The sequence below is a fragment of the Rhizobium sp. ERR 1071 genome, assembly GCF_007828675.1.
GTDB classification, from domain to species: domain Bacteria; phylum Pseudomonadota; class Alphaproteobacteria; order Rhizobiales; family Rhizobiaceae; genus Rhizobium; species Rhizobium dioscoreae.
This window is the reverse complement of sequence record NZ_VITM01000002.1, coordinates 114,541-136,012: the sequence shown is the minus strand read 5'-3', so window position 1 is coordinate 136,012 and position 21,472 is coordinate 114,541. Positions and strand designations below refer to the sequence as shown.

Genomic DNA, 21,472 nt, shown 5'->3' with positions numbered 1-21,472 from the left:
ATCTCCATATAAAGTATGAATATCAATCGCCGGACGCAAGACCCAGACGGTGATTGGTTGACCTACCTCATAGCAAAACGCCTGCTGTAGCCCCATTCCTCACTTGCTGAGAACATGCTAACCCACCACATAAGATTGAGCTGCCGCCTCGTGAGCTCGACCGAGCATAGCGAGGCCAAACAGTAGCGGTTTAGGCGACGCGAGCCTGCTCAGACAGCCGCGTCCATGGAGGAGTTCGATGGTAGTGGGTGGTTTCAGCATCGTTGTGATTGCCTTGGTGGTCTTCGTCATTCTGGTGCTGTTTGCGGGCATCAAGACCGTACCGCAGGGCTATCGGTACACAGTTCAGCGCTTCGGCCGCTATATCCGCACGCTGGAACCGGGGCTCAACCTGATCGTGCCCTTCATCGAAACAATCGGGGTGCGGATGAACGTGATGGAGCAGGTGCTGGCCGTGCCGACGCAGGAGGTCATCACCAAGGACAATGCGAGCGTATCCGCTGATGCAGTCGCTTTCTTCCAGGTGCTGAATGCGGCGCAGGCCGCCTATCAGATCACCAATCTGGAAACCGCGATCCTCAATCTCACAAAGACCAATATCCGTTCCGTCATGGGTTCTATGGATCTGGACGAGCTTCTGTCCAATCGCGATGCCATCAACGAACGACTGCTGCGCGTGGTCGATGAGGCGGTAGAGCCCTGGGGCATCAAGGTAACACGCGTCGAAATCAAGGACATCCAGCCGCCGAAAGACCTGGTTGACGCCATGGGCCGACAGATGAAGGCCGAACGCGAAAAGCGCGCCCAGGTCCTGGAGGCGGAAGGCCTGCGCAACGCGCAGATCCTCCGCGCTGAGGGTGCAAAGCAGGCAGCCGTGTTGCAAGCCGAAGGCCAGCGCGAGGCTGCCTTCCGCAACGCCGAGGCGCGCGAGCGCCTGGCCGAGGCCGAAGCCAAGGCGACCCGCGTCGTATCCGAAGCGATTGCCGAGGGTAACGTGCAGGCGATCAACTATTTCGTTGCCCAGAAATACACCGAAGCCCTGAGCGCGATCGGCTCCGCCAGCAATTCGAAGATTGTCCTCATGCCGATGGAGGCGAGCTCGATCATCGGCTCTCTTGGCGGTATCGGCGCTATCGCGCGCGAAGTCTTCGGCGACAATGGCGATGGCAATGGCGCGACGCAACCGGCCCGGCCACGCTCCGGCCCCGTCCGTACAACGCCAACGATCAATCCGCTGCCACCGAAGGAGAGCTGAGATGTTCGACAATCTCATCGTCGAACTCGGCCCCTGGAGCTGGTGGCTCGCCGGTCTGGCGCTGCTTGCCGCCGAACTCGTCTTGCCCGGCTTCTTCTTGGTATGGATCGGGCTCGCCGCGATCATCGTCGGCGCCTTGTCGCTTCTGTTTTGGGAAAGCAGCTTCTGGGTCTGGCAGGTTCAAGGGCTGGTCTTCGCCGCCATGGCTGTTATCGTCACCCTGCTCGGCCGCCGCTATCTCTATAACAACAACCAGGTGACCGACGAGCCGTTCCTGAACCAGCGCGGTGCCAGCCTTGTCGGGCGCACGGCAACGCTCGACCAGCCGATAGCCGAAGGCCGTGGGCGCATTCGCCTCAATGACACTTATTGGACGGTCAACGGACCGGACTTGCCGGTCGGCACCCGCGTCAAAGTGGTCGCCAGCAACGGCCGCGAGCTCACCGTCGAGCCTGTCTGATCAGGCAACGCCGATCCGCAGCAGATCGTGGAAATGCACGACACCGATCGGCCGGCGTGCTTCATCGATGACCAGGAGAGCCGAAATATTGTGACGATTGAGCACGGCCATGGCGCTCGTCGCCAGCGTCGTTTCCTTCACCGTCTTCGGATTGGGGGTCATCACCTCATCCACCAGCTTCTCCGCGAGGCTGGTGCCGAGATTGCGGGCGATATCGCCATCGGTGACGATGCCGCACAGGCAACCGTCATCATCGACCACGCCGACGCAGCCGAACCGCATCTTCGATAGCGTCATCGCCGCCTCCGGCATGCCGGTTCCGAGCCTGACGAGCGGCACACGGTCGCCCTTGTGCATGATATCGGCCACATGCGAGAGGCTGGCGCCGAGTTTGCCGCCCGGATGAAAAGTGCGGAAATCCTCGGCCGTAAAGCCGCGTGCTTCCAGAAGAGCGACGGTCAGCGCATCGCCGATGGCAAGCTGCAGCAGCGTCGATGTCGTCGGCGCGAGCCCATGCGGGCACGCCTCCTGCTCCTTTGGCAGCAGCAGCACAACGTCCGACTCACGCGCAAGCGTAGAAGTCTCGCCGGCGGTGATCGCGATCATCGGGATCGAAAAACGCCGGGAATAGCTGATAATCCCTCGCAGCTCGGCGCTTTCGCCGCCCCAGGAGATGGCAATGATGACATCATCCTGCGTGATCATGCCGAGATCGCCGTGATTGGCTTCGACCGGATGCACGAAGAAGGCCGGCGTTCCGGTGGATGCCAGGCTTGCGGCAAGCTTGTTGCCGATATGGCCGCTCTTGCCGACGCCGGTGATCACGACACGGCCGGAAATATCGCCGATGATCTCCACCGCACGGCTGAAAGGCTCGGCCAGGCCGTTGGTCAGCGCGCGTTCCAGCGCCTCCATGCCCCGTCTCTCGGTCTCGATCGTTCGCATCGCGGATTCGATCGCACCGTTCTCGATCAGTCTTACAGCTCTCTTATTCATGAGCGAGGCCTAACGCTTTTCTGCAAATCTGTCCACCAAAGATCGACTTATGGCGATACGACAGCCTGCAGCGCCTTCCCGACAAATATTATCGAACCCTTTCTTGTCGCCATCACTTGGCAACCAAGCGTTAACCACGCGGCTTTACACTTGGGTAAGAATTTAGGTCATTTCCAGCAGGGTCAGATATAAACAACATGGGCATCGGCAAGGACAAGGCGGGTCATGGTGCCTTCCGGCTGGCGGCATGGGCGACCTCCGCCGTGCTCGGCTGGGGCATCGCATTTGCCGCACCGCTGCCGGTCAACGCGCAATCCTTGCCATCCGACCAGAACGCCGACGATACCTTGCCAGCGTCGACGACGGCATCTCCGACCGATCCAAATGCCGCACCCAACACCGGCAACCAGGCGGCCACGCCAACAAACCAGGCGTCGACCTCCAGCGACGCACCCTTGAACGCGCCGCTGCGCCTCACCGGCATCGACCCTACAACCACCGGCTCGACGCTGGATAACGATCTGCGCCGCGTGAACCTGCGCGAACCAAGCGTTGATGACCTGAGAGCCCGCCGGTATCCGGATCGGGCAGATGCACAGGGCATCCCGCTCGGCACCTTCACTCTGAAGCCTTCGATCAACCAGTCGATCAACATCGAGCGGGATCGCACCGGCGACACCAAGGATAACCGCGGCTTTTTGCAGACCGACTTGCGCAGCACCCTGACTTCGGACTGGGACAGACATGCCCTGACCGTCACCGGTGAGGGCGTCTGGCAGAAGAACATCAGCGGCACCGGCGAGGAAAAGCCAACCGTCAACCTCAATGCCGACCTGCGTCTGGATCTTCCCGCCGACACGACTGCGCATGTCACCGCCGGCTATCAATTCTACCGTGAGGACACGAGCGATCCGAATGCGATCGCCGGCGCATCGAAGCAATCCGCCGTCAACCAGTACACGGCCGGGCTCTCGCTGGAACGCGATTTCGGCCTGCTGCGCGGCACGACGGCCGTGGCGCTGACACGCAGCGTCTATTCCGACGCCGTGCTTTCGGATGGGACGACGGTCACCCTCAGCGATCGCAATCAGACGGCCGGAACCTGGCGCGGCCGCATCGGCTACGAGCTTTCGCCCGCCATCATTCCCTTCGTCGAAGTCACTCTCGGTCGCGCCGTCTACGATCAGACGCGCGACAGCAACGGTTATGCCCGCTCGAACCAGAGCTATGGCGGCAAGGGCGGTGTCGAATTCGACCTCGGTGAAAAATTCAGGGGCGAGCTTGGCTTCGGCTACCAGCACACACAATTCGACGATTCGCGCCTGGGCTCGGTCGACTCGCCGACGATCGACGGCAGCCTCGCCTGGTCGCCGCAGCGCGGCACCGATATCAGCGTCGGCCTTTCGACGACCGTACAACCGTCGACCACGGCCGGCCTCAGCGGCTACACCGCTTATCAGCTCACGAGCACCATAACCCATCAGCTGCGCGACGATCTCACCGCCAAGCTGACGGGAGGCCCGACGTGGCGCAATTACCCCTCCAATGGCAGCGCCGCCGACGAAATCGAATACGACGCCGCGTTCGGGCTAACCTGGGGGATCAACCGTTACCTCGATCTTACCAGCAATGTCGGTTATCAGCTGACAACGCGGGATGTGGGCGACAGCACTCGGCAGTTCCAGGCCGGCCTCGGTTTGACGGTAAAACGCTAGGCACCGCCTTCGCTTAGATCCAAACTACCAGCTCAAATGAATCGAGGCCCGGCATATGCCAGGCCTCAAGATTTTCTCAAAAGGTCGGATCCCTATTTCAGGGCTGCGATCAGCGCCTTGAACTCGTCCTCAATGGTCGGGCGGATGTCGTCACGCGCCAAGGCGAAGGCGACGTTGGCAAGGATGAATCCGTCCTTTGCGCCACAGTCGAACGTCTGGCCCTGGAAGTGATAGCCGGCGAAATCCTGCGTCTTAGCAAGCTTCAGCATACCATCCGTCAGCTGGATCTCGTTGCCGGCGCCGCGCTCCTGGCTTTCGAGGATACGGAAGATTTCCGGCTGCAGGATGTAGCGACCGTTGATAAAGAAGTTGGACGGAGCCGTGCCCTTGGCCGGCTTTTCGACCATTTCCGTGATGCGGAAGCCGCTGCCGATCGTCTCGCCGACGCCAACGATACCATACTTATGGGTCTGATCCGGCGCACATTCCTCGACGGCGATGACATTGCCGCCGCTATGCTCATAAAGCTCGATCATGCCCTTCATGCAGCCCTTTTCGGCGCGCATGACCATGTCGGGCAGCAGCAGCGCAAACGGCTCGTCGCCGACGATCTCGCGGGCGCACCAGACGGCGTGGCCGAGACCGAGCGGCTCCTGCTGGCGTGTGAAGCTTGCCGTGCCGGCCTTCGGCAGCAGGCCGCTCAGCAGTGACAATTCGGCATTCTTGTTACGCTGGCGCAGCGTCTGCTCAAGCTCGAACTGAATATCGAAATAATCTTCGATAACATGCTTGCTGCGGCCGGTGACGAACACGAAATGCTCGATGCCCGCTTCCATCGCCTCGTCGACGACATACTGGATCACCGGCTTATCCACGACGGTCAGCATTTCCTTCGGCACCGCCTTGGTCGCCGGCAAGAACCGCGTCCCTAGTCCGGCGACCGGAAATACTGCCTTACGAACCTTCTTATGCTGTCCCACGCATATACCTCCTGGGCATTAAATCAGTTGGCACAAAGCCATTCTAAAGGTCAGTAGATTAGATTTGCTACTGTTTTGCAAATAATGACTGACGCGAACTTCCATGGTAAAGAATTTGTTGACTTCGTTCGTTTAGCGTCACGCATGGGCCGATGCAACGCGCATCGCCGCACCGAAATCCAACGATTGATGGACAAGGCTGTAGATGACCGTAAACCGCAAACACTCCCTTCGTGGTCTCGCTCTGGCGCTCGCGCTCGGCGCCTTGGCGGGATTCCTTCCCGTTAACGCCAATGCTGACCCTGGGTTCCAGAAATGGATCGCGGGCTTCTACGCCACCGCCGCAAAGAGCGGCATTACGCAATCCACCTATCGCAATGCATTTGCCGGCGTAACCGACCCGGACCCCACGGTGCTTGAAAAGGCGCAATACCAGCCGGAATTCAAGTCCCAGATCTGGGATTACCTCGACTCCCGTGTCAATCCCTATACGGTCGATATTGGCCGTAAGATGGCGGTCAAGTACGGGTCCACACTGCGCACGCTCGAACAACATTTCGGCGTCGATCGCAATATCATGCTGGCCATCTGGTCGATGGAGTCGAATTACGGCGAGGTTCTCGCCAAGAACGATCGGCTGCATTATGTCCCCCGCGCGCTGGCGACCCTTGCCTATGCCGATCCGAAGCGGGCGAACTACGCCAAGAAGCAGCTCATCGCCGCCCTGAAAATCCTGCAGAAGGGCGATATCTCGCGCAAGGACCTGAACGGCTCCTGGGCCGGCGCCATGGGCCATACGCAGTTCATTCCGACGAGCTATCTGCTCTATGCCGTCGATGCCGATGGCAGCGGCCATGCCGATATCTGGAATTCCGTTCCGGACGCCCTGGCGACAACAGCCAATCTTCTCGCCAAGAATGGCTGGGATACCGGCCGGACGTGGGGTTACGAGGTGGTCGTGCCGCCCGGTGGCAACGCCCAGGCCGGCAAGACCCATACGATCGCGCAATGGGCGGCCCTCGGTTTCGTACGTCCCAACGGCAAGGGTTTCCGCACGACCTCCGACCGTGCGCAGTTGAAGATGCCCGGCGGGCCGAACGGTCCCGGCTTCCTGATGACCGGCAACTTCTTCACCATCAAGCGCTACAACGCCTCCGACAGCTATGCATTGGCCGTCGGTCTGCTCGCGGACCAGATCGCCGGATATGGCGGCATGCAGCAATCCTGGCCGCGTCCGAGCGGCGCGCTCGACGTCAAGCAGAAATTCGAACTGCAGACGCGTCTGAAGGAGCTCGGCTATTATGACGGCGTGGTCGACGGGAATTTCGGCTCGGGCTCGAAGGCCGCAATATCGGCTGTCCAGCAGCGCATGGGTATGGATGCGGACGGCGAGCCATCGATGAGCCTGCTGAAAGCATTGCGCAAGTAGGCCGCCTCCAGCGAATCCGGGATGGCCAGGACGATGAACTCGTCATTTCGCGGCCCGGACTCGTGAGCGGAAAAGAAGCGATGATGAAACACTCTGCCCGCGCGACCACCGCAACTCTAAGGATTGTTCTGACGGCATTTCTCAGCGTCGTCATCGCGCTTGGCTGCCTGCTGAATATGGCGCAGGCGCAGGAGCGGCCGCGGCGGAACCTGTTCGATATGCTGTTCGGCACCCGCGAGCCCGATTACCCGGATCAGCCCATCGAGCAGCCGCCGCCACGGCGCAAGGTGCAGCCGAAAAAGCGGCCGACCCCGCCGCCGCGCCAGCCAGTCGCGCAGCCGGAAACGCCACCGCCCGCAGAAAAGCTCCCCGATGCCAAGACCATCCTTGTCGTCGGCGATTTTCTGGCAAGCGGCTTGGCAACCGGGCTGGAGGATGCCTTCTCCACCTCCCCCGGCGTCGTCATCCAGTCCCGCGGCAACGTCGCCTCCGGTCTCGTGCGGCAGGATTATTACAATTGGCCGCAGCAATTGCCTGGCATGATCGATCAGCTGAAACCGGCCATGGTCGTCGTCATGATCGGCGCCAACGACCGCCAGCAGATGATCGGCGACGGGCTCAACGAGAAATACGGCACCGACCCGTGGTTCCTTGCCTATGAAGAGCGCGTGCAGCAATTCGCCAAACTGGTGACGAGCCGTCATATTCCGCTGCTCTGGGTTGGCCTGCCCTCCTTCGGCTCCGATCAGCTGACCGCCAGCGCTGTTAAGCTCAACCAGATCTATCAAAGCCAGACCACCAGCGTCGGCGGTGAGTTCATCGACATATGGGACGGATTTACCGACCAGAACGGCGAATTCATCGTGACCGGCTCCGATATCAACGGCCAGCAGGTCCGGTTGAGAACGGCCGACGGCGTCAATCTGACGGCAGCCGGCAAGCGCAAGGTCGCCTTCTATCTGGAGAAATCCGCACGCCGGATCCTGGGCGATCAGGCAAGCCCGGACATCACGCGCCTGGACACGGGCAATCCGTTGCCGGCGCAACAGGCCAATCTTCCCGGCGCAGAACCGGAAAAGATTACCCGCACGCAGCCGATGAGCCTCTCCGATCCCGATCTCGACGGCGGCTCGCAGCTTCTCGGCAGCAGCCCTGCTCCTGCCGCAACGACTTCATCGCCACGCGATCTTCTGGTCGAGAAGGGGCTGATGGACCCGGCGCCTGTCGGCCGCGTAGACGACTACCGATTGCCGGGATCGGTTGCACGATAGGCGACCTGGAGGCGGTTTGACAACGCGGCGCCCCGCCAATAGAAGAACTGCATGAGCACCAAAAGCGCAGATCAGATCGATCGTTACCGCACCTGCCCGCAGGTTGCGGTTTTGCGCGCTTTCTCCGGCCGAGGTCTCCGCGTCCAGTCGTGACAGCCGGAGGCGTTGATGCGTCCGGCGGCGGCTGGACGTAAAGCCCTCAACCTCAAGACTTCAACGTTGCCCATGGAGAATGGCACGTGCTCAATATCTATAACGTCAATTCGCTCGTTCACTGGGAAGAGCGGGACATTAAACTGCGCGACGATTTCATCCGCTTCTTTTCCGATGAAGTCGCGAACTTCCTGCGATCGGCAAATCCCGCCTGGAGTATGCGAAGGGTCGAAGCACCGACTCTGATGCCTCGAAACCTCGTTTCGGACGCCTATTCCAACTCAGACATATGGGTGCAGGAGCAAATGTCGAACACCGAGACCGAACTTGTGCTGCGGCCGGAAACGACATCTTCAACCTATGCCTACATGCAGCATCTTCTCGGAAACCATTCCAGAACAAGGCTGCCACTATGCGTCTGGCAGGCGGGAAAATCCTATCGCCGGGAACAGGACCAACCGAGCAAGCATGTGCGGCTCAAGGAGTTCTGGCAGCTCGAATTCCAATGCGCCTTCACCACCGATAGCGGCAACGATTATCACTCTGCCTCCCTTGAACCGGTCCGCCGGATGATCGCCTCGGTCGTCCATCTGCCGACACGGATCGCCCCATCCGATCGGCTTCCGGCCTATTCCGAGGTGACGATGGATATCGAGGTCGATAACGGCGATAAATGGATGGAGGTCTGCTCGATCTCGAAACGCACGGATTTCCCTCAGCGCTACCGCAGCCAGCCGAAGAAGGGGGCCGCGATAGACCATGACGTCACGGTGCTCGAAATCGCCATCGGCCTCGATCGCTGCATCTACAACTGGAATATCGCCGCAAGCCGTTAACGACAAAGGCCGGATTCATCGAGAACCCGGCCTTCAATAACTTTGCGCGAACGGACAGCGAAACTTAGTTCGGCAGAACCGTCGAACCCATCAGAGCCTCGTCGATCGCACGGGCGGCCTGACGGCCCTCGCGGATCGCCCAGACCACCAGCGACTGGCCGCGGCGGACGTCACCGGCTGTCCAGAACTTGTCGATCGAAGTCTTGTAGTCCCTGTCGTTGGCAACGACGTTGGTCGAGCCGCGGCGATCCGTGTTCAGCGTCAGCTTGCCGTCGAGTTCCTTGAGCACGCTGTCGGTGAACGGACCGCGGAAGCCGATGGCGATGAAGGCGAGGTCAGCGCGGATGACGAATTCCGTGCCGGCGATCGGCTTGCGGCGCTCATCCACTTCGCAGCACTTCACACCCGTCAGCACGCCGTCTTCGCCGATGAACTCGAGCGTTGCGACCTGGAATTCGCGAACCGCGCCTTCGGCCTGCGAGGAAGACGTGCGCATCTTCGTCGCCCAGAACGGCCATACGGCGAGCTTGTCTTCCTTTTCCGGCGGCTGCGGACGGATGTCGAGCTGGGTCACCTTCACCGCGCCCTGGCGGAATGCGGTGCCGACGCAGTCGGATGCCGTATCGCCGCCGCCGACGACGACGATGTGCTTTCCGCCAGCCAGGATCGGATCGGCGGGCCAGCCAACGCTGTCGATGTTTTCGCGGCCGACGCGGCGGTTCTGCTGCACGAGATAGGGCATGGCGTCATGGACGCCTGCCAGCGTCATGCCAGGAATGCCCGCTTCGCGCGGGGTTTCCGAGCCGCCGCAATAGAGCACGGCATCGTGCTCCGCCAGAAGCTGCTCGACCTTGACATCGACGCCGACATTGACGCCGCAATGGAAGGTGACGCCCTCGCCCTTCATCTGCTCGACGCGGCGATCGATGAAGTTCTTCTCCATCTTGAAGTCCGGGATACCATAGCGCAGCAGGCCGCCGGGCTTGCTTTCGCGCTCATAGACATGGACGTCGTGACCGGCGCGGCCGAGCTGCTGGGCGGCTGCCATGCCGGCAGGGCCAGAGCCGATGATCGCGACCTTCTTGCCCGTATGCACGGTTGCCGGCTGCGGGCGGATGAAGCCCAGCTCATAGGCCTTGTCGGCAATCGCCTGCTCAACAGTCTTGATGGCGACCGGCGCATCTTCCAGGTTCAGCGTGCATGCTTCCTCGCAGGGTGCGGGGCAGACGCGGCCGGTGAATTCCGGGAAGTTGTTGGTCGAATGCAGGTTATGGATCGCCTGTTCCCAATTGTTGTTGTAGACGAGGTCGTTCCAATCGGGGATCTGGTTGTGCACGGGGCAGCCGGTCGGGCCGTGGCAATAGGGAATGCCACAGTCCATGCAGCGAGCTGCCTGTTTCTGCACTTCCTGGTCCGACATGGGGATCGTGAATTCACGGAAATGCCGGATGCGATCCGAGGCCGGCTGATACTTCGCCACCTGCCGGTCGATTTCCAAGAAGCCTGTTACCTTGCCCATGCTTTCGTTTCCTCACTCTAAAAGAGGAGCTCATGGCTCCCGTGCCTGAGGGTCATCTCGGTTTCCCTGTCCGGCACTTTAATTCAAATCCGATTCCGCTATTCGACAGTCGCGATCGCCATGATGGCGATCGCAATGCGAGGCGAAACCCTCGGCTGGTTTCAGAACCGGGACGGATTATTCCGCCGCCACGCTCATCCGGCTACGTTCCATTTCCTCAAGGGCACGGCGGTACTCGACCGGCATGACCTTGCGGAATTTCGGGCGGTAGTCGGCCCAGTGATCGAGGATCTCCTTTGCTCGCGTCGAGCCGGTATAGTGGACGTGGTTCGAAATCAGCTGGAAGAGGCGCTCTTCATCATGGCGTGTCATGTCATCGGAGACGTCGACGCGTCCCTTGTGCATGATGTCGCCACCGTGATGGTGCAGCTTCTCCAGCAGCTCGTCTTCCTCCGGAACCGGCTCCAGCTCGACCATCGCCATGTTGCAGCGACGGGCGAAATCGCCCTTTTCGTCGAGAACATAGGCCACGCCGCCCGACATGCCGGCCGCGAAGTTGCGGCCGGTTTCGCCGAGCACGACGACGACGCCGCCGGTCATATATTCGCAGCCGTGGTCGCCCACGCCTTCGACGACGGCGATCGCGCCGGAGTTTCTGACCGCGAAGCGCTCACCCGCGACACCGCGGAAATAGCACTCGCCCTCGGTCGCACCGTAGAGCACGGTGTTGCCGACGATGATCGAATTCTCAGCAACGATCTTCGAATTTTCGGGCGGACGGATGATGATGCGGCCGCCCGAAAGGCCCTTGCCGACATAGTCATTGCCGTCGCCGATGAGGTTGAAGGTGACGCCGCGTGCGAGGAACGCGCCGAAAGACTGACCGGCGGTGCCCCTCAGGGTAACGTTGATCGTGTCGTCCTTCAGGCCGCGGTGGCCGTAACGCTTGGCAACCGCACCCGATAGCATGGCGCCGGCCGAACGGTCGACGTTCTTGATGTCGACTTCGAAGGCAACCGGCGTCTTCGAAGAGAGCGCCGGCTCCGCCTTCTCGATCAGCTTGCGGTCGAGAATGTCGTCGATCGGGTGCTTCTGCACCGTCGTCCAGTAGGTCTCTTCCTTCGGCACATCGACCTTGTGGAAGATGCGGCTGAAATCGAGGCCCCTCGCCTTCCAGTGGGCGAGCATGTCGTCCTTCTCCAGAAGCTCGGAAGCGCCGATGATGTCGTCCAGCTTGGCAACGCCAAGCGAGGCGAGGATCTCGCGCACTTCTTCGGCGACGAAGAAGAAGTAGTTGATGACATGCTCCGGCGCGCCCTTGAAGCGCTTGCGCAGCACCGGATCCTGGGTGGCGACGCCAACCGGACAGGTGTTGAGATGGCACTTGCGCATCATGATGCAGCCGGCCGCAATCAGCGGCGCGGTGGCGAAGCCGAATTCGTCGGCGCCGAGCAGCGCGCCGATGATGACGTCGCGGCCGGTCTTCAGGCCGCCATCCACCTGCAGGGCGATGCGCGAGCGCAGCCCGTTCAGCACCAACGTCTGCTGGGTCTCGGCAAGGCCGATCTCCCAGGGAGAACCGGCATGCTTGAGGGAGGTCAGCGGCGAAGCGCCGGTGCCGCCATCATAGCCCGAGACGGTAATGTGGTCGGCGCGCGCCTTGGCGACGCCGGCGGCAACCGTGCCGACGCCGACTTCCGAGACGAGCTTGACCGAGACATCCGAAGTCGGGTTGACGTTCTTCAGGTCGTAGATCAGCTGTGCCAGATCTTCGATCGAATAGATATCATGATGCGGCGGCGGCGAGATGAGGCCGACTCCCGGTGTGGAATGCCTGGTCTTGGCAACCGTCGCATCGACCTTGTGGCCGGGCAACTGGCCGCCTTCGCCGGGCTTGGCACCCTGCGCGACCTTGATCTGCAGCACATCGGCATTGACCAGATATTCGGTCGTCACGCCGAAACGGCCGGAGGCGATCTGCTTGATAGCGGAACGTTCCGGGTTCGGCGAGCCGTCGAAGAGCGGCATGTAGCGGTCGGCTTCCTCGCCACCTTCACCGGTATTCGACTTGCCGCCGATGCGGTTCATGGCGATGGCCAGCGTCGTATGCGCCTCGCGACTGATGGAGCCGAAGGACATGGCGCCCGTCGAGAAGCGCTTGACGATATCGGCGGCCGGCTCAACCTCGTCGATCGAGATCGGCTTGCGGCCGAGGGCTTCCGCACCCCTAATCTTGAAGAGGCCGCGGATCGTGTTCATCCGGAGCGCCGACTCGTTCACCATCTCGGAGAATTCGCGATAGCGGTCCTCGGCATTCCCACGCACGGCGTGCTGAAGGGCCGCGACAGCGTCCGGCGTCCAGGCGTGGCTTTCGCCGCGCATACGGTAGGCATATTCGCCGCCGATGTCGAGCGTGCTTGCGAGCAGCGGATCGCGGCCGAAAGCAGCCTTGTGGCGGGAGACGGTTTCCTCGGCGATCGTCTCAAGGCCGATGCCTTCGATCATCGTCGCCGTGCCGAAGAAATACTTGTCGACCAGCTCCTGCTGCAAGCCCACAGCATCGAAGATCTGCGCACCGCAATAGGACTGATAGGTCGAGATGCCCATCTTCGACATGACCTTGAGGATGCCCTTACCGACAGCCTTGATGTAGCGGTAGACGACCTCGGTCGCGTCCACTTCCTTCGGGAATTCGCCGCGCTGATGCATGTCGAGCAGCGTGTCGAAGGCCAGATAGGGGTTGATCGCTTCCGCGCCGTAGCCGGCCAGCAGGCAGAAATGATGCACTTCACGCGGCTCGCCGGTTTCGACGACGATACCGACCGAGGTGCGCAGCCCCTTGCGGATCAGGTGATGGTGCACGGCAGCCGTCGCCAGCAGCGCCGGGATCGCGATGCGGTCCGGTCCGATCTGGCGGTCTGACAGCACGATGATGTTGTAGCCGCCACGAACGGCCGCTTCCGCCCGCTCGCAGAGACGGTCGAGCATCTCGGGCATGCCTTCGGCACCGCGTTCGACATCATAGGTGAAGTCGAGCGTCTTGGTGTCGAAGCGATCCTCGGTGTGACCGATCGAGCGGATCTTTTCGAGATCGCCGTTGGTCAGGATCGGCTGGCGCACTTCCAGACGCTTGGCGTTGGCCATGCCGGTATGGTCGAGCAGGTTGGGGCGCGGGCCGATGAACGACACCAGGCTCATGACCAGCTCTTCGCGGATCGGATCGATTGGCGGGTTCGTCACCTGCGCGAAGTTCTGCTTGAAGTAGGTATAGAGCAGCTTCGGCTTGTCCGACATCGCCGAGATCGGCGTATCCGTGCCCATGGAACCGACGGCTTCCTGCCCCGTCGTCGCCATCGGCGACATCAGGAGCTTGGTGTCTTCAGCCGTGTAGCCGAAGGCCTGCTGGCGGTCGAGCAGCGACACGTCGCGACGCAGCGCCCGCGGCTCCACAGGCTTCAGGTCTTCCAGGATCAGCTGCGTGCGGTTCAGCCAGCTGCGATAGGGATGCTTGCCTGATAGTTCCGACTTCACCTCGTCGTCGGAGATGATACGGCCCTTTTCCATGTCGATCAGCAGCATCTTGCCCGGCTGCAGGCGCCACTTCTGGATGATCTTCTCTTCCTCGACAGGCAGAACGCCGGCCTCGGACGCCATGATGATGCGGTCGTCGCTGGTGACGAGATAGCGGGCTGGACGCAGGCCGTTACGGTCGAGCGTCGCGCCGATCTGCTTGCCATCGGTGAAGGCGACGGCGGCCGGGCCATCCCATGGCTCCATCAGGGCGGCATGATACTCGTAGAACGCCTTGCGTTCCGGCGCCATCAGCTGGTTGCCGGCCCAAGCTTCGGGGATGAGCATCATCATGGCATGCGCCAGTGAGTATCCGCCGCGCACGAGGAACTCGAGCGCGTTGTCGAAACAGGCGGTGTCCGACTGACCTTCATAAGAGATCGGCCAGAGCTTGGAGATATCCTCGCCGAAGAGCGGCGAAGAGACCGAAGCCTGGCGGGCGGCCATCCAGTTGACGTTGCCGCGCAGCGTGTTGATTTCGCCGTTATGCGCGACCATGCGGTAGGGATGGGCAAGCTTCCATGACGGGAAAGTGTTGGTCGAGAAACGCTGGTGCACGAGCGCAACCGCCGTCTCGAAGCGCGGATCGGAGAGGTCCTTATAATAGGCGCCCACCTGATAGGCGAGGAACATGCCCTTGTAGACGATGGTCGAGCTCGACAGCGACACGGGGTAGAAGCTGCTCTCCTCGCCCTCATATTCCGCATAGATGCGATTGGAGATTACCTTGCGCAGGGTGAAGAGGCGGCGCTCGAATTCCTCGTTCGTGCCGGCATCGCGGCCGGCGCCGATAAAGACCTGCACATGATGCGGCTCGGTGGCGGCAATATCGGGCGCCTTCGACAGGGAGGAGTTGTCGACCGGCACGTCGCGGAAGCCGAGCAGCACCTGGCCCTCTTCGGCAACGACCTGCGTGATCGCAGTCTTGAAATGCTCGATCAGCGCTTCGTCACGCGGCAGGAAGAAATGGCCGACGCCATATTCGCCCGCCTTCGGCAGGATGACGCCCTGCTTCGCCATCTCTTCACGGAAGAAGCGATCGGGAATCTGAACGAGAATGCCCGCGCCATCGCCCATCAGCGGATCTGCGCCGACAGCACCACGATGCGTCAGGTTTTCGAGAATGAACAGGCCGTCGCGCACGATCTGGTGCGACTTCTGGCCCTTCATGTGCGCGACGAAGCCGACGCCGCAGGCGTCATGCTCGTTGCGCGGATCGTAAAGGCCCTGTTTCGGCGGGATGCCGACAGCGCGTTTCGACGTCTTGGCCGTAGCGGCAGCATTCACTGCAGCGGTCTGGTCAAAACTCGTCAACGTCGTCCTGTTCGTCATGGTCTTCCCTCCGGTAAGGCCCGCGTCGCGGGCGCTCCTTCGTCCCGCGCGGTCCGTTTCCGGGGCCGACGCGCGACAGCGCTGTTGCATTGTGAAGATCCGGCCGCGAACCGCAGCTCCTTTAAGTGGAGCCCGTCGTCAGCGTTCCGCGCCCTGCTATTCCACCGCCGCATTGCCCGCGCCTCAAAAGGCTTGAAAGGGCATGCTCCTGATAACTATAGCTCGAAATCCCGACATCGTCAGGACCCTGAGGGCACATCTTCGGCCTCGGCGGCCAAAATAGGACAGCAACCCTGTCCTAATTCATCAGCTCTATGCCAGAAAGCTCACGCCTTCGCAAGAGCAAAACGGCAAAATTTCGTCAACGAAAGACGGAAGATTGCCTTTGTTGCAGGAATAGAGCAATAAAGTTTCGCTGCGGCGCATCATTTTATTTGTTGATTGCGTCAATCAATTTCTGTGATGCATTCTTCAAACTCATGCTCTTGATAGGTTTTTGCATTGGCGTAATGTCCGGCCAACCCTATCTAATCCAGCCGCAATTCAATCTTCATCTGGTGCATTTTCATGTTCTTTGCTTCCGATAACTGGGCCGGCGCCCATCCCAAAGTCGCCGAACGTCTGCTCGCCGCATCGAGTGGTTTTGCCTCCGCCTACGGCACAAGCGAGCTCGACCAGCGTGTCGAAGCCAGATTCTCCGAGATCTTCGAGCGCGAGGTCGCGGTCTTCTTTGTCGCAACCGGTACGGCCGCCAATTCGCTGTCGCTTGCCAGCGTCCAGAAACCGGGCGGCATCAGCTTCTGCCATACCGAGGCGCATGTCGCCGAAGACGAATGCGGTGCTCCTGACTTCTTCAGCGGCGCACGTCTTGCCACCGTCGAAGGCGCTCTCGGCAAGATCGATCCCAAGGCGCTTTCCGCCAAGATCGCCCGCTTCCCGCAGGATGCCGTGCATCATGGCCGCGCCGCCGCCGTGACGATCACGCAGGCGACGGAAATCGGCACGGTCTATTCGCTGGATGAGATCGACGCCATCGCCGCCATCGCCCAGGCAAACGGGCGGCTACCGCTGCACATGGATGGCGCGCGTTTAGCCAACGCCCTGGTCGCGCTCGGCACGACGCCTGCCGAAATGACATGGAAGCGCGGCGTCGACATTCTTTCCTTCGGCGCCACCAAGAACGGCTGCTGGTGCGCCGAGGCGATCGTCTTCTTCGATCAGGAGAAGGCGAAGGAAATGCATTTCATCCGCAAGCGCGCCGCCCAGCTCTTCTCCAAGTCGCGCTTCATTGCCGCCCAGTTCGACGGCTATTTCCAGGACGGCCTCTGGCTCGACCTTGCCCGCCATTCCAACGGGATGGCCGATCGGCTGCGCGCCGGCCTCGAAGAGACCAGCGGCGCTCGTCTCGCCTGGCCGACTGCCTCGAACGAGGTTTTTGCGATCATCCCAAAATCCTCCGCCAAGACTGCAGAAGACAAGGGAGCGAAGTTCTACGAATGGCCAATTCCAGAGTCGCAGCCGGATCTGGTCGGCAGGGATGAAACGCTGATCCGGCTCGTGACAAGCTTCGCCACCACCGAAGCCGATGTGGCGAATTTCCTCGCCTGCCTGGCCTGACCCGCAAGAAAAAGAGCGCCGGAGCCGGCTTCCGGACCGGACGGCGCTCGCAATAGCGGCAAAAAGTCAGTTTTGATTCCGATGGGCGATCATTGCGAAGTTCGATAGATCGTCGCGGTCGGACGCCGGTGCATGATGTACGATCATCGTCATTGCCACGACGCAGGCGACAAGTCCGGAAATGAAGATGGCACCATATGTCATCGGAACGGCTATCCCCCCGCAACTCCCCCATCGCCACCGGAGATAGCAGAATAAGCTGACTTCCGCCTGAAAACGGGCGCAACAATAAATCAGCCGGCAAAATAAATCCGGATCTCATCTGCATGATGGGAAACGGCTTTTAACGATAGCTGATAGACGATTTCGTTGTCAGCTTGATCGGGGCCCCCGCACCTTGGAGAGTATGTCGTCAGAGAGCGCACTAACCAGAAGTTGGTCCGCGCCCTTGCGCGGCACGAGCACGAACTCCACGTCCTCAAGGACGGGTAGCCAGCCTGGGGCTATCTCGATCAATCCGGCGGGAGCCATGCTTTTCGGCTGAACAAGAACGCCCATGCCAGCACGCGCCGCTGCGGTCAGGCCACTCAGGCTGCCGCAGGTGCAGACGATGCGCCACGGCATCTGCTGCCGGCGCAGCGCCTCGAGCGCGACCGCACGCGTCACGCTCGGTGTCGGAAAGGCGATCAGCGGCAATGGCCCTGCAAGCTTGCGGATACGATCCGGGTCGCGGGCCAGCCAGACCAGCGGCTCGCGGTAGACGAGCTTGCCTCTCGCGTCGCCGAGCCGCCGCTTGGCAAGTACCAGATCGAGATCGCCATTATCCTGCATCTCATAAAGCACGCCGCTAAGCGCGACCGTCAGCTCGAGATCGACGGAAGGATGCGAACGCACGAATTCCTCCAATACGTCCGGGAGTTGGCTGGTGACGAAATCCTCGGAAACGCCGAGCCGAAGATTGCCGCGCAGGCTGTTGCCGGCAAAAAGCTGACGCACCTCCCCTTCGATCGACAGCATCTGGCGCGCATGGCCGAGCAGCGCCTCGCCATCGCCAGTCAGGACGACGCGGTGCGTGTCACGCGCCAAAAGTTTTCGCCCCAATTCGGTTTCCAGCCGCTGTATATGCTGGCTGACCGTTGACTGCCCGAGCCCCAGCCGCTCGGCCGCAAGCGTGAAGCTGCCCATCTGCTCGACGGCGACGAAGCTGCGCAACTGCGTGAGATCCAGCATGGATTATCCTATATTGTGATAACTGTTATTCCTTGCATCGTGGATCACAATAGGTCTATCTGCAAGGAGTCATCATCAAGACTTGCAATGCGATTGGGGTAGGCACGATGCGCCGCTTTCTTCCAGACACCTTCACCATGCTGCTGGTGCTCACCGTCCTGACGGCATCCTTCTTTCCGGTGCAGGGGGCCAGCGCTCACTATTTCGGCATTGCCACCAACTTCGCCATCGGCCTCTTGTTCTTCCTGCATGGCGCGCGTCTGTCACGCGATGTCGTCATCGCCGGCCTGCTGCACTGGCGGCTGCACCTTGTCATCCTGCTGACGACCTTCGGAATCTTCCCGCTGCTGGTGCTGGCCATGGGCCATATCGTTCCGAACAGCATCCTCCCCGTATCGCTCTATACCGGCATGCTGTTTTTGAGCGTGCTGCCTTCGACCGTGCAGTCTTCGATCGCCTTCACCTCCATCGCCGGCGGCAATGTGCCGGCTGCGATCTGCTCCGCGTCCGCCTCCAATATCTTCGGCATGTTCCTGACGCCGCTGCTCGTCGGCATCCTGTTTTCGGTCGGCGGCCAGGGCGGTGGCTTTTCCTGGGATGTTCTGTGGCAGATCATGCTCCAGCTGCTCGCCCCATTCATCGCCGGCCAGCTGCTGCAGCCATGGATCGGCGACTGGATCCGTTCGAAGAAAAAGATCCTGATGCCGGTCGATCGCGGCTCGATCCTCATGGTCGTCTATTCCGCCTTCAGCGAGGCCGTGGTGGAAGGGCTGTGGCATACCTTCTCCGTCCTCGACATCGTCACAGTCGTCATCGCGAACATGGTGCTTCTGGCAATGGTAATCTGCATCACCATGTTCGGCAGCCGTGCCCTTGGTTTTGAAAAGGCCGACGAGATCACCATCACCTTCTGCGGTTCGAAGAAGTCGCTGGCAAGCGGTGTGCCGATGGCCAACGTCATCTTCGCCGGCCAGAGTATCGGCGCCATCGTGCTGCCGCTCATGCTGTTCCATCAGATCCAGCTGATGACCTGCGCCGTGCTTGCCCAGAAATATGCCGATGCCGCCAAGCGGCGCGAGGCTGCGAAGGCACAGGCCGGCGCAAAGTCCGGCGAAGCGACGAACGCGGCCTGAGCCGTCCGATATCAGACAAAACGAAAGCGGCGCTCCCATGGAGCGCCGCTTCTTTTGATCTTGGGAGGATCAGGAGCTTAGCGGCCAGAGACCGCCAACCCGCATGACGGTCCAAGACCGTCAGCCGTACTTAGTTGATATGAGCCTCGATGGCCTTCGGGGTTTCCACGGGCTCGGCCGCGATGGAGATACGGCGGGGCTTCATGGCTTCAGGAATGTTGCGCAGCAGGTCGATGTGCAGCAAACCATTCTTCAGTGAAGCAGCCTGAACCTCGACATGGTCGGCAAGCTGGAAACGACGCTCGAAGGCACGCTTGGCGATACCGCGATAGAGATATTCGCTGGTTTCAGCCGGCTCTTCGCTCTTTTCGCCCTTGACCTGAAGGACATGGGCGTGGGCCTCGATGCTCAGTTCCTTTTCATCGAAACCGGCAACGGCCATGGTGATGCGATAGGTGTTTTCACCCGTGCGCTCGATATTGTAGGGCGGATAGGTCTGGGCCTGATCCGGCTGGCCAAGGCTGTCGAGCATGGTGAAGAGACGGTCGAAACCGACGGTGGAACGATAAAGGGGAGAGAAGTCTACGTGACGCATGGAAGTCCTCCTGTGAGCGACAATTGCGATTTCAATTCTGTCCCATGACCCCACTCTCGGCGGCCCCGGGACGGTTTCGCAGGCCCGTTTGGCACCCGCGAAAAAGAGATGGGGATCGCTTTTGCGGAGTTCAAGCCCCTGTGCCCGCCTCCCATTTTGCGGAAAATCGCTGCGTGAACCGCAGATGAACGGATGGTTCGGAACCCGTTCAGGCTGGCTGGCCTATCGTCCAAACCATCGGAACACCATCGTCCGATGACTGAAGTGTATCGTCCCTTCTTCTTCAGTCCTTGCTCGGCCGGCGAAGCGGATCTCTCTATCTCCGCAAGCCGGCCTTTTTTCTTAGCGGACACTATCGCAGCAACTTCAGAGAACCAGTCAGCGATTTCACCCACTTCGCAGGGCCAGCCAGCCCAAGACCGTCGATCGCCTCGCCCGCAAGATCGCGATCCGGAAATATCGCCTCATATTCCCTGTAATCGTGCAGCGAGCGGGCAAAGGCAGGAAACGGAACGATTGCGCGGTCGTTTTCGACCGGCAGGGTCTTCAGCAACAGAGATCGTATGGTTTCCGCATCCGCCTGCAGTATCGGAACGGGCATGTTCGAGCTGATGTCGATGGTGCGCTCCTCCCTGTCAGTCAATTGCCTGGCCGCGAGCGCAGGAAACTTTGCGCCCAAGCCGATCGAGATGGCACCGGCGGTGTTGGCGATCAGACCGAGCGGCAATGCCGGATTGATGACGATGGCTAGACGAATATCGGGAAGCATGGAGACCTGCTGCAATTGATAAAAGTGATCGCAGGATATCTCGCGCATCGGGGACAATCTTGCCTTTTTATTGCTGTATAATTGGATAATATGGTAGCATCTACCCCGTTTCTGCTGATATACGGTTGGATATGCCCAATTCTCTTGAGCCCATTGATTTGAAGATTCTCGGCGCCCTTCAGAAGGACGGACGCCTGACGAATCAGGCGCTTTCCTCCGAAGTCGGGCTCTCGACGTCGCCATGCTGGCGGCGCGTGCGCCAGCTGGAAGAAACGGGCGTGATCCAGGGTTATACGGCCACCCTCGACAGGCGCCAGATCGGCCTCGGCGTCCTTGCCTTCATTCGGGTGAAGATCGACAGCCATAGCGAGGCGGAAGCCGAGGAATTCTCGCGCGACGTGCTGAAACTCAACGAGGTCGTGGCCTGCTACAGCATCGCCGGGGATGCGGATTTCCTGCTGCAGGTCGTAGCCGCAGATCTCGACAGCTATGCCGACTTCGCCATGGCGGTGGTGCGCCGCCTGCCGCGCATCAAGGAGATGCAGACCACATTCGTGCTGAAGGAAATCAAGCCCTTCAAGGGCTTCCCTCTTGAGGTCAGCCTAAAATAGC

At 60.8% G+C, this 21,472-nt stretch carries 16 protein-coding genes; 9 read left to right on the top strand and 7 right to left on the bottom strand.

Annotated features, from left to right (window positions below):
- The first annotated feature begins 238 nt into the window (after positions 1-238).
- Together FBZ99_RS05925 and FBZ99_RS05920 are read left to right on the top strand one after the other, a co-directional pair.
- Positions 239-1,255 (top strand): SPFH domain-containing protein, encoded by a 1,017-nt coding sequence (locus FBZ99_RS05925; protein WP_145316072.1) that lies wholly within the window; start codon positions 239-241, stop codon positions 1,253-1,255.
- A gap of 1 nt (position 1,256) precedes the next feature.
- Positions 1,257-1,715, top strand: a complete 459-nt coding sequence (locus FBZ99_RS05920; RefSeq protein WP_113330415.1) for an NfeD family protein — start codon at positions 1,257-1,259, stop codon at positions 1,713-1,715.
- Here FBZ99_RS05920 and FBZ99_RS05915 read toward each other — a convergent pair whose 3' ends face one another.
- A complete protein-coding gene (locus FBZ99_RS05915; protein WP_145631923.1) occupies positions 1,716-2,711 on the bottom strand; it encodes a KpsF/GutQ family sugar-phosphate isomerase in 996 nt (331 codons plus the stop codon). It lies immediately after the preceding gene.
- A 197-nt stretch (positions 2,712-2,908) separates the two neighbouring features.
- Here FBZ99_RS05915 and FBZ99_RS05910 point away from each other — a divergent pair, with 197 nt between their 5' ends.
- On the top strand, positions 2,909-4,426 hold the full coding sequence (locus FBZ99_RS05910; RefSeq protein ID WP_145631921.1) for an outer membrane beta-barrel protein: 1,518 nt from the start codon (positions 2,909-2,911) through the stop codon (positions 4,424-4,426).
- Positions 4,427-4,518: 92 nt separating this feature from the next.
- On the opposite strand, the gene galU is transcribed toward FBZ99_RS05910, so the two are convergent.
- Positions 4,519-5,406 (bottom strand): UTP--glucose-1-phosphate uridylyltransferase GalU, encoded by an 888-nt coding sequence (gene galU / locus FBZ99_RS05905; RefSeq protein WP_095435793.1) that lies wholly within the window; start codon positions 5,404-5,406, stop codon positions 4,519-4,521.
- Between the two features lie 205 nt (positions 5,407-5,611).
- Here galU and FBZ99_RS05900 point away from each other — a divergent pair, with 205 nt between their 5' ends.
- The 3 genes from FBZ99_RS05900 (at position 5,612) to FBZ99_RS05890 (ending at position 9,095) form a co-directional block, all read left to right on the top strand.
- Entirely contained in the window at positions 5,612-6,835 is a 1,224-nt protein-coding gene (locus FBZ99_RS05900; protein ID WP_145631919.1) for a lytic murein transglycosylase, read from the top strand.
- Between the two features lie 80 nt (positions 6,836-6,915).
- Positions 6,916-8,106 carry an SGNH/GDSL hydrolase family protein gene (locus FBZ99_RS05895; protein ID WP_145631917.1) on the top strand — a complete coding sequence of 397 codons (1,191 nt, stop codon included), beginning with the start codon at positions 6,916-6,918 and terminating at the stop codon, positions 8,104-8,106.
- A 239-nt stretch (positions 8,107-8,345) separates the two neighbouring features.
- Complete coding sequence (locus FBZ99_RS05890) at positions 8,346-9,095, top strand: aminoacyl--tRNA ligase-related protein (RefSeq protein ID WP_113389191.1); 750 nt, start codon at positions 8,346-8,348, stop codon at positions 9,093-9,095.
- Positions 9,096-9,159: 64 nt separating this feature from the next.
- On the opposite strand, the gene FBZ99_RS05885 is transcribed toward FBZ99_RS05890, so the two are convergent.
- Both FBZ99_RS05885 and gltB read right to left on the bottom strand, forming a co-directional pair.
- Complete coding sequence (locus tag FBZ99_RS05885; protein ID WP_145631915.1) at positions 9,160-10,614, bottom strand: glutamate synthase subunit beta; 1,455 nt, start codon at positions 10,612-10,614, stop codon at positions 9,160-9,162.
- Positions 10,615-10,791: 177 nt separating this feature from the next.
- Entirely contained in the window at positions 10,792-15,516 is a 4,725-nt protein-coding gene (gltB, locus tag FBZ99_RS05880) for a glutamate synthase large subunit (RefSeq protein ID WP_145631912.1), read from the bottom strand.
- A gap of 567 nt (positions 15,517-16,083) precedes the next feature.
- Between gltB and FBZ99_RS05875 the strand changes: the two genes are divergently transcribed.
- Positions 16,084-17,133, top strand: a complete 1,050-nt coding sequence (locus tag FBZ99_RS05875; protein ID WP_145631910.1) for a threonine aldolase family protein — start codon at positions 16,084-16,086, stop codon at positions 17,131-17,133.
- Positions 17,134-17,505: 372 nt separating this feature from the next.
- Here FBZ99_RS05875 and FBZ99_RS05870 read toward each other — a convergent pair whose 3' ends face one another.
- Positions 17,506-18,363 carry a LysR family transcriptional regulator gene (locus FBZ99_RS05870; RefSeq protein WP_145631908.1) on the bottom strand — a complete coding sequence of 286 codons (858 nt, stop codon included), beginning with the start codon at positions 18,361-18,363 and terminating at the stop codon, positions 17,506-17,508.
- A 107-nt stretch (positions 18,364-18,470) separates the two neighbouring features.
- On the opposite strand from FBZ99_RS05870, the gene FBZ99_RS05865 reads away from it, so the two are divergent.
- The gene (locus FBZ99_RS05865) at positions 18,471-19,496 is read left to right on the top strand and encodes a bile acid:sodium symporter family protein (RefSeq protein WP_145631906.1); all 1,026 of its coding nucleotides are present in this window, start codon (positions 18,471-18,473) and stop codon (positions 19,494-19,496) included.
- A 130-nt stretch (positions 19,497-19,626) separates the two neighbouring features.
- On the opposite strand, the gene FBZ99_RS05860 is transcribed toward FBZ99_RS05865, so the two are convergent.
- On the bottom strand, positions 19,627-20,091 hold the full coding sequence (locus FBZ99_RS05860; protein ID WP_015341097.1) for an Hsp20 family protein: 465 nt from the start codon (positions 20,089-20,091) through the stop codon (positions 19,627-19,629).
- Between the two features lie 352 nt (positions 20,092-20,443).
- Positions 20,444-20,860 (bottom strand): DUF2000 domain-containing protein, encoded by a 417-nt coding sequence (locus FBZ99_RS05855; protein WP_113395342.1) that lies wholly within the window; start codon positions 20,858-20,860, stop codon positions 20,444-20,446.
- Between the two features lie 131 nt (positions 20,861-20,991).
- Between FBZ99_RS05855 and FBZ99_RS05850 the strand changes: the two genes are divergently transcribed.
- Complete coding sequence (locus FBZ99_RS05850) at positions 20,992-21,471, top strand: Lrp/AsnC family transcriptional regulator (RefSeq protein ID WP_113330579.1); 480 nt, start codon at positions 20,992-20,994, stop codon at positions 21,469-21,471.
- The last annotated feature ends 1 nt before the right edge of the window (position 21,472 follow it).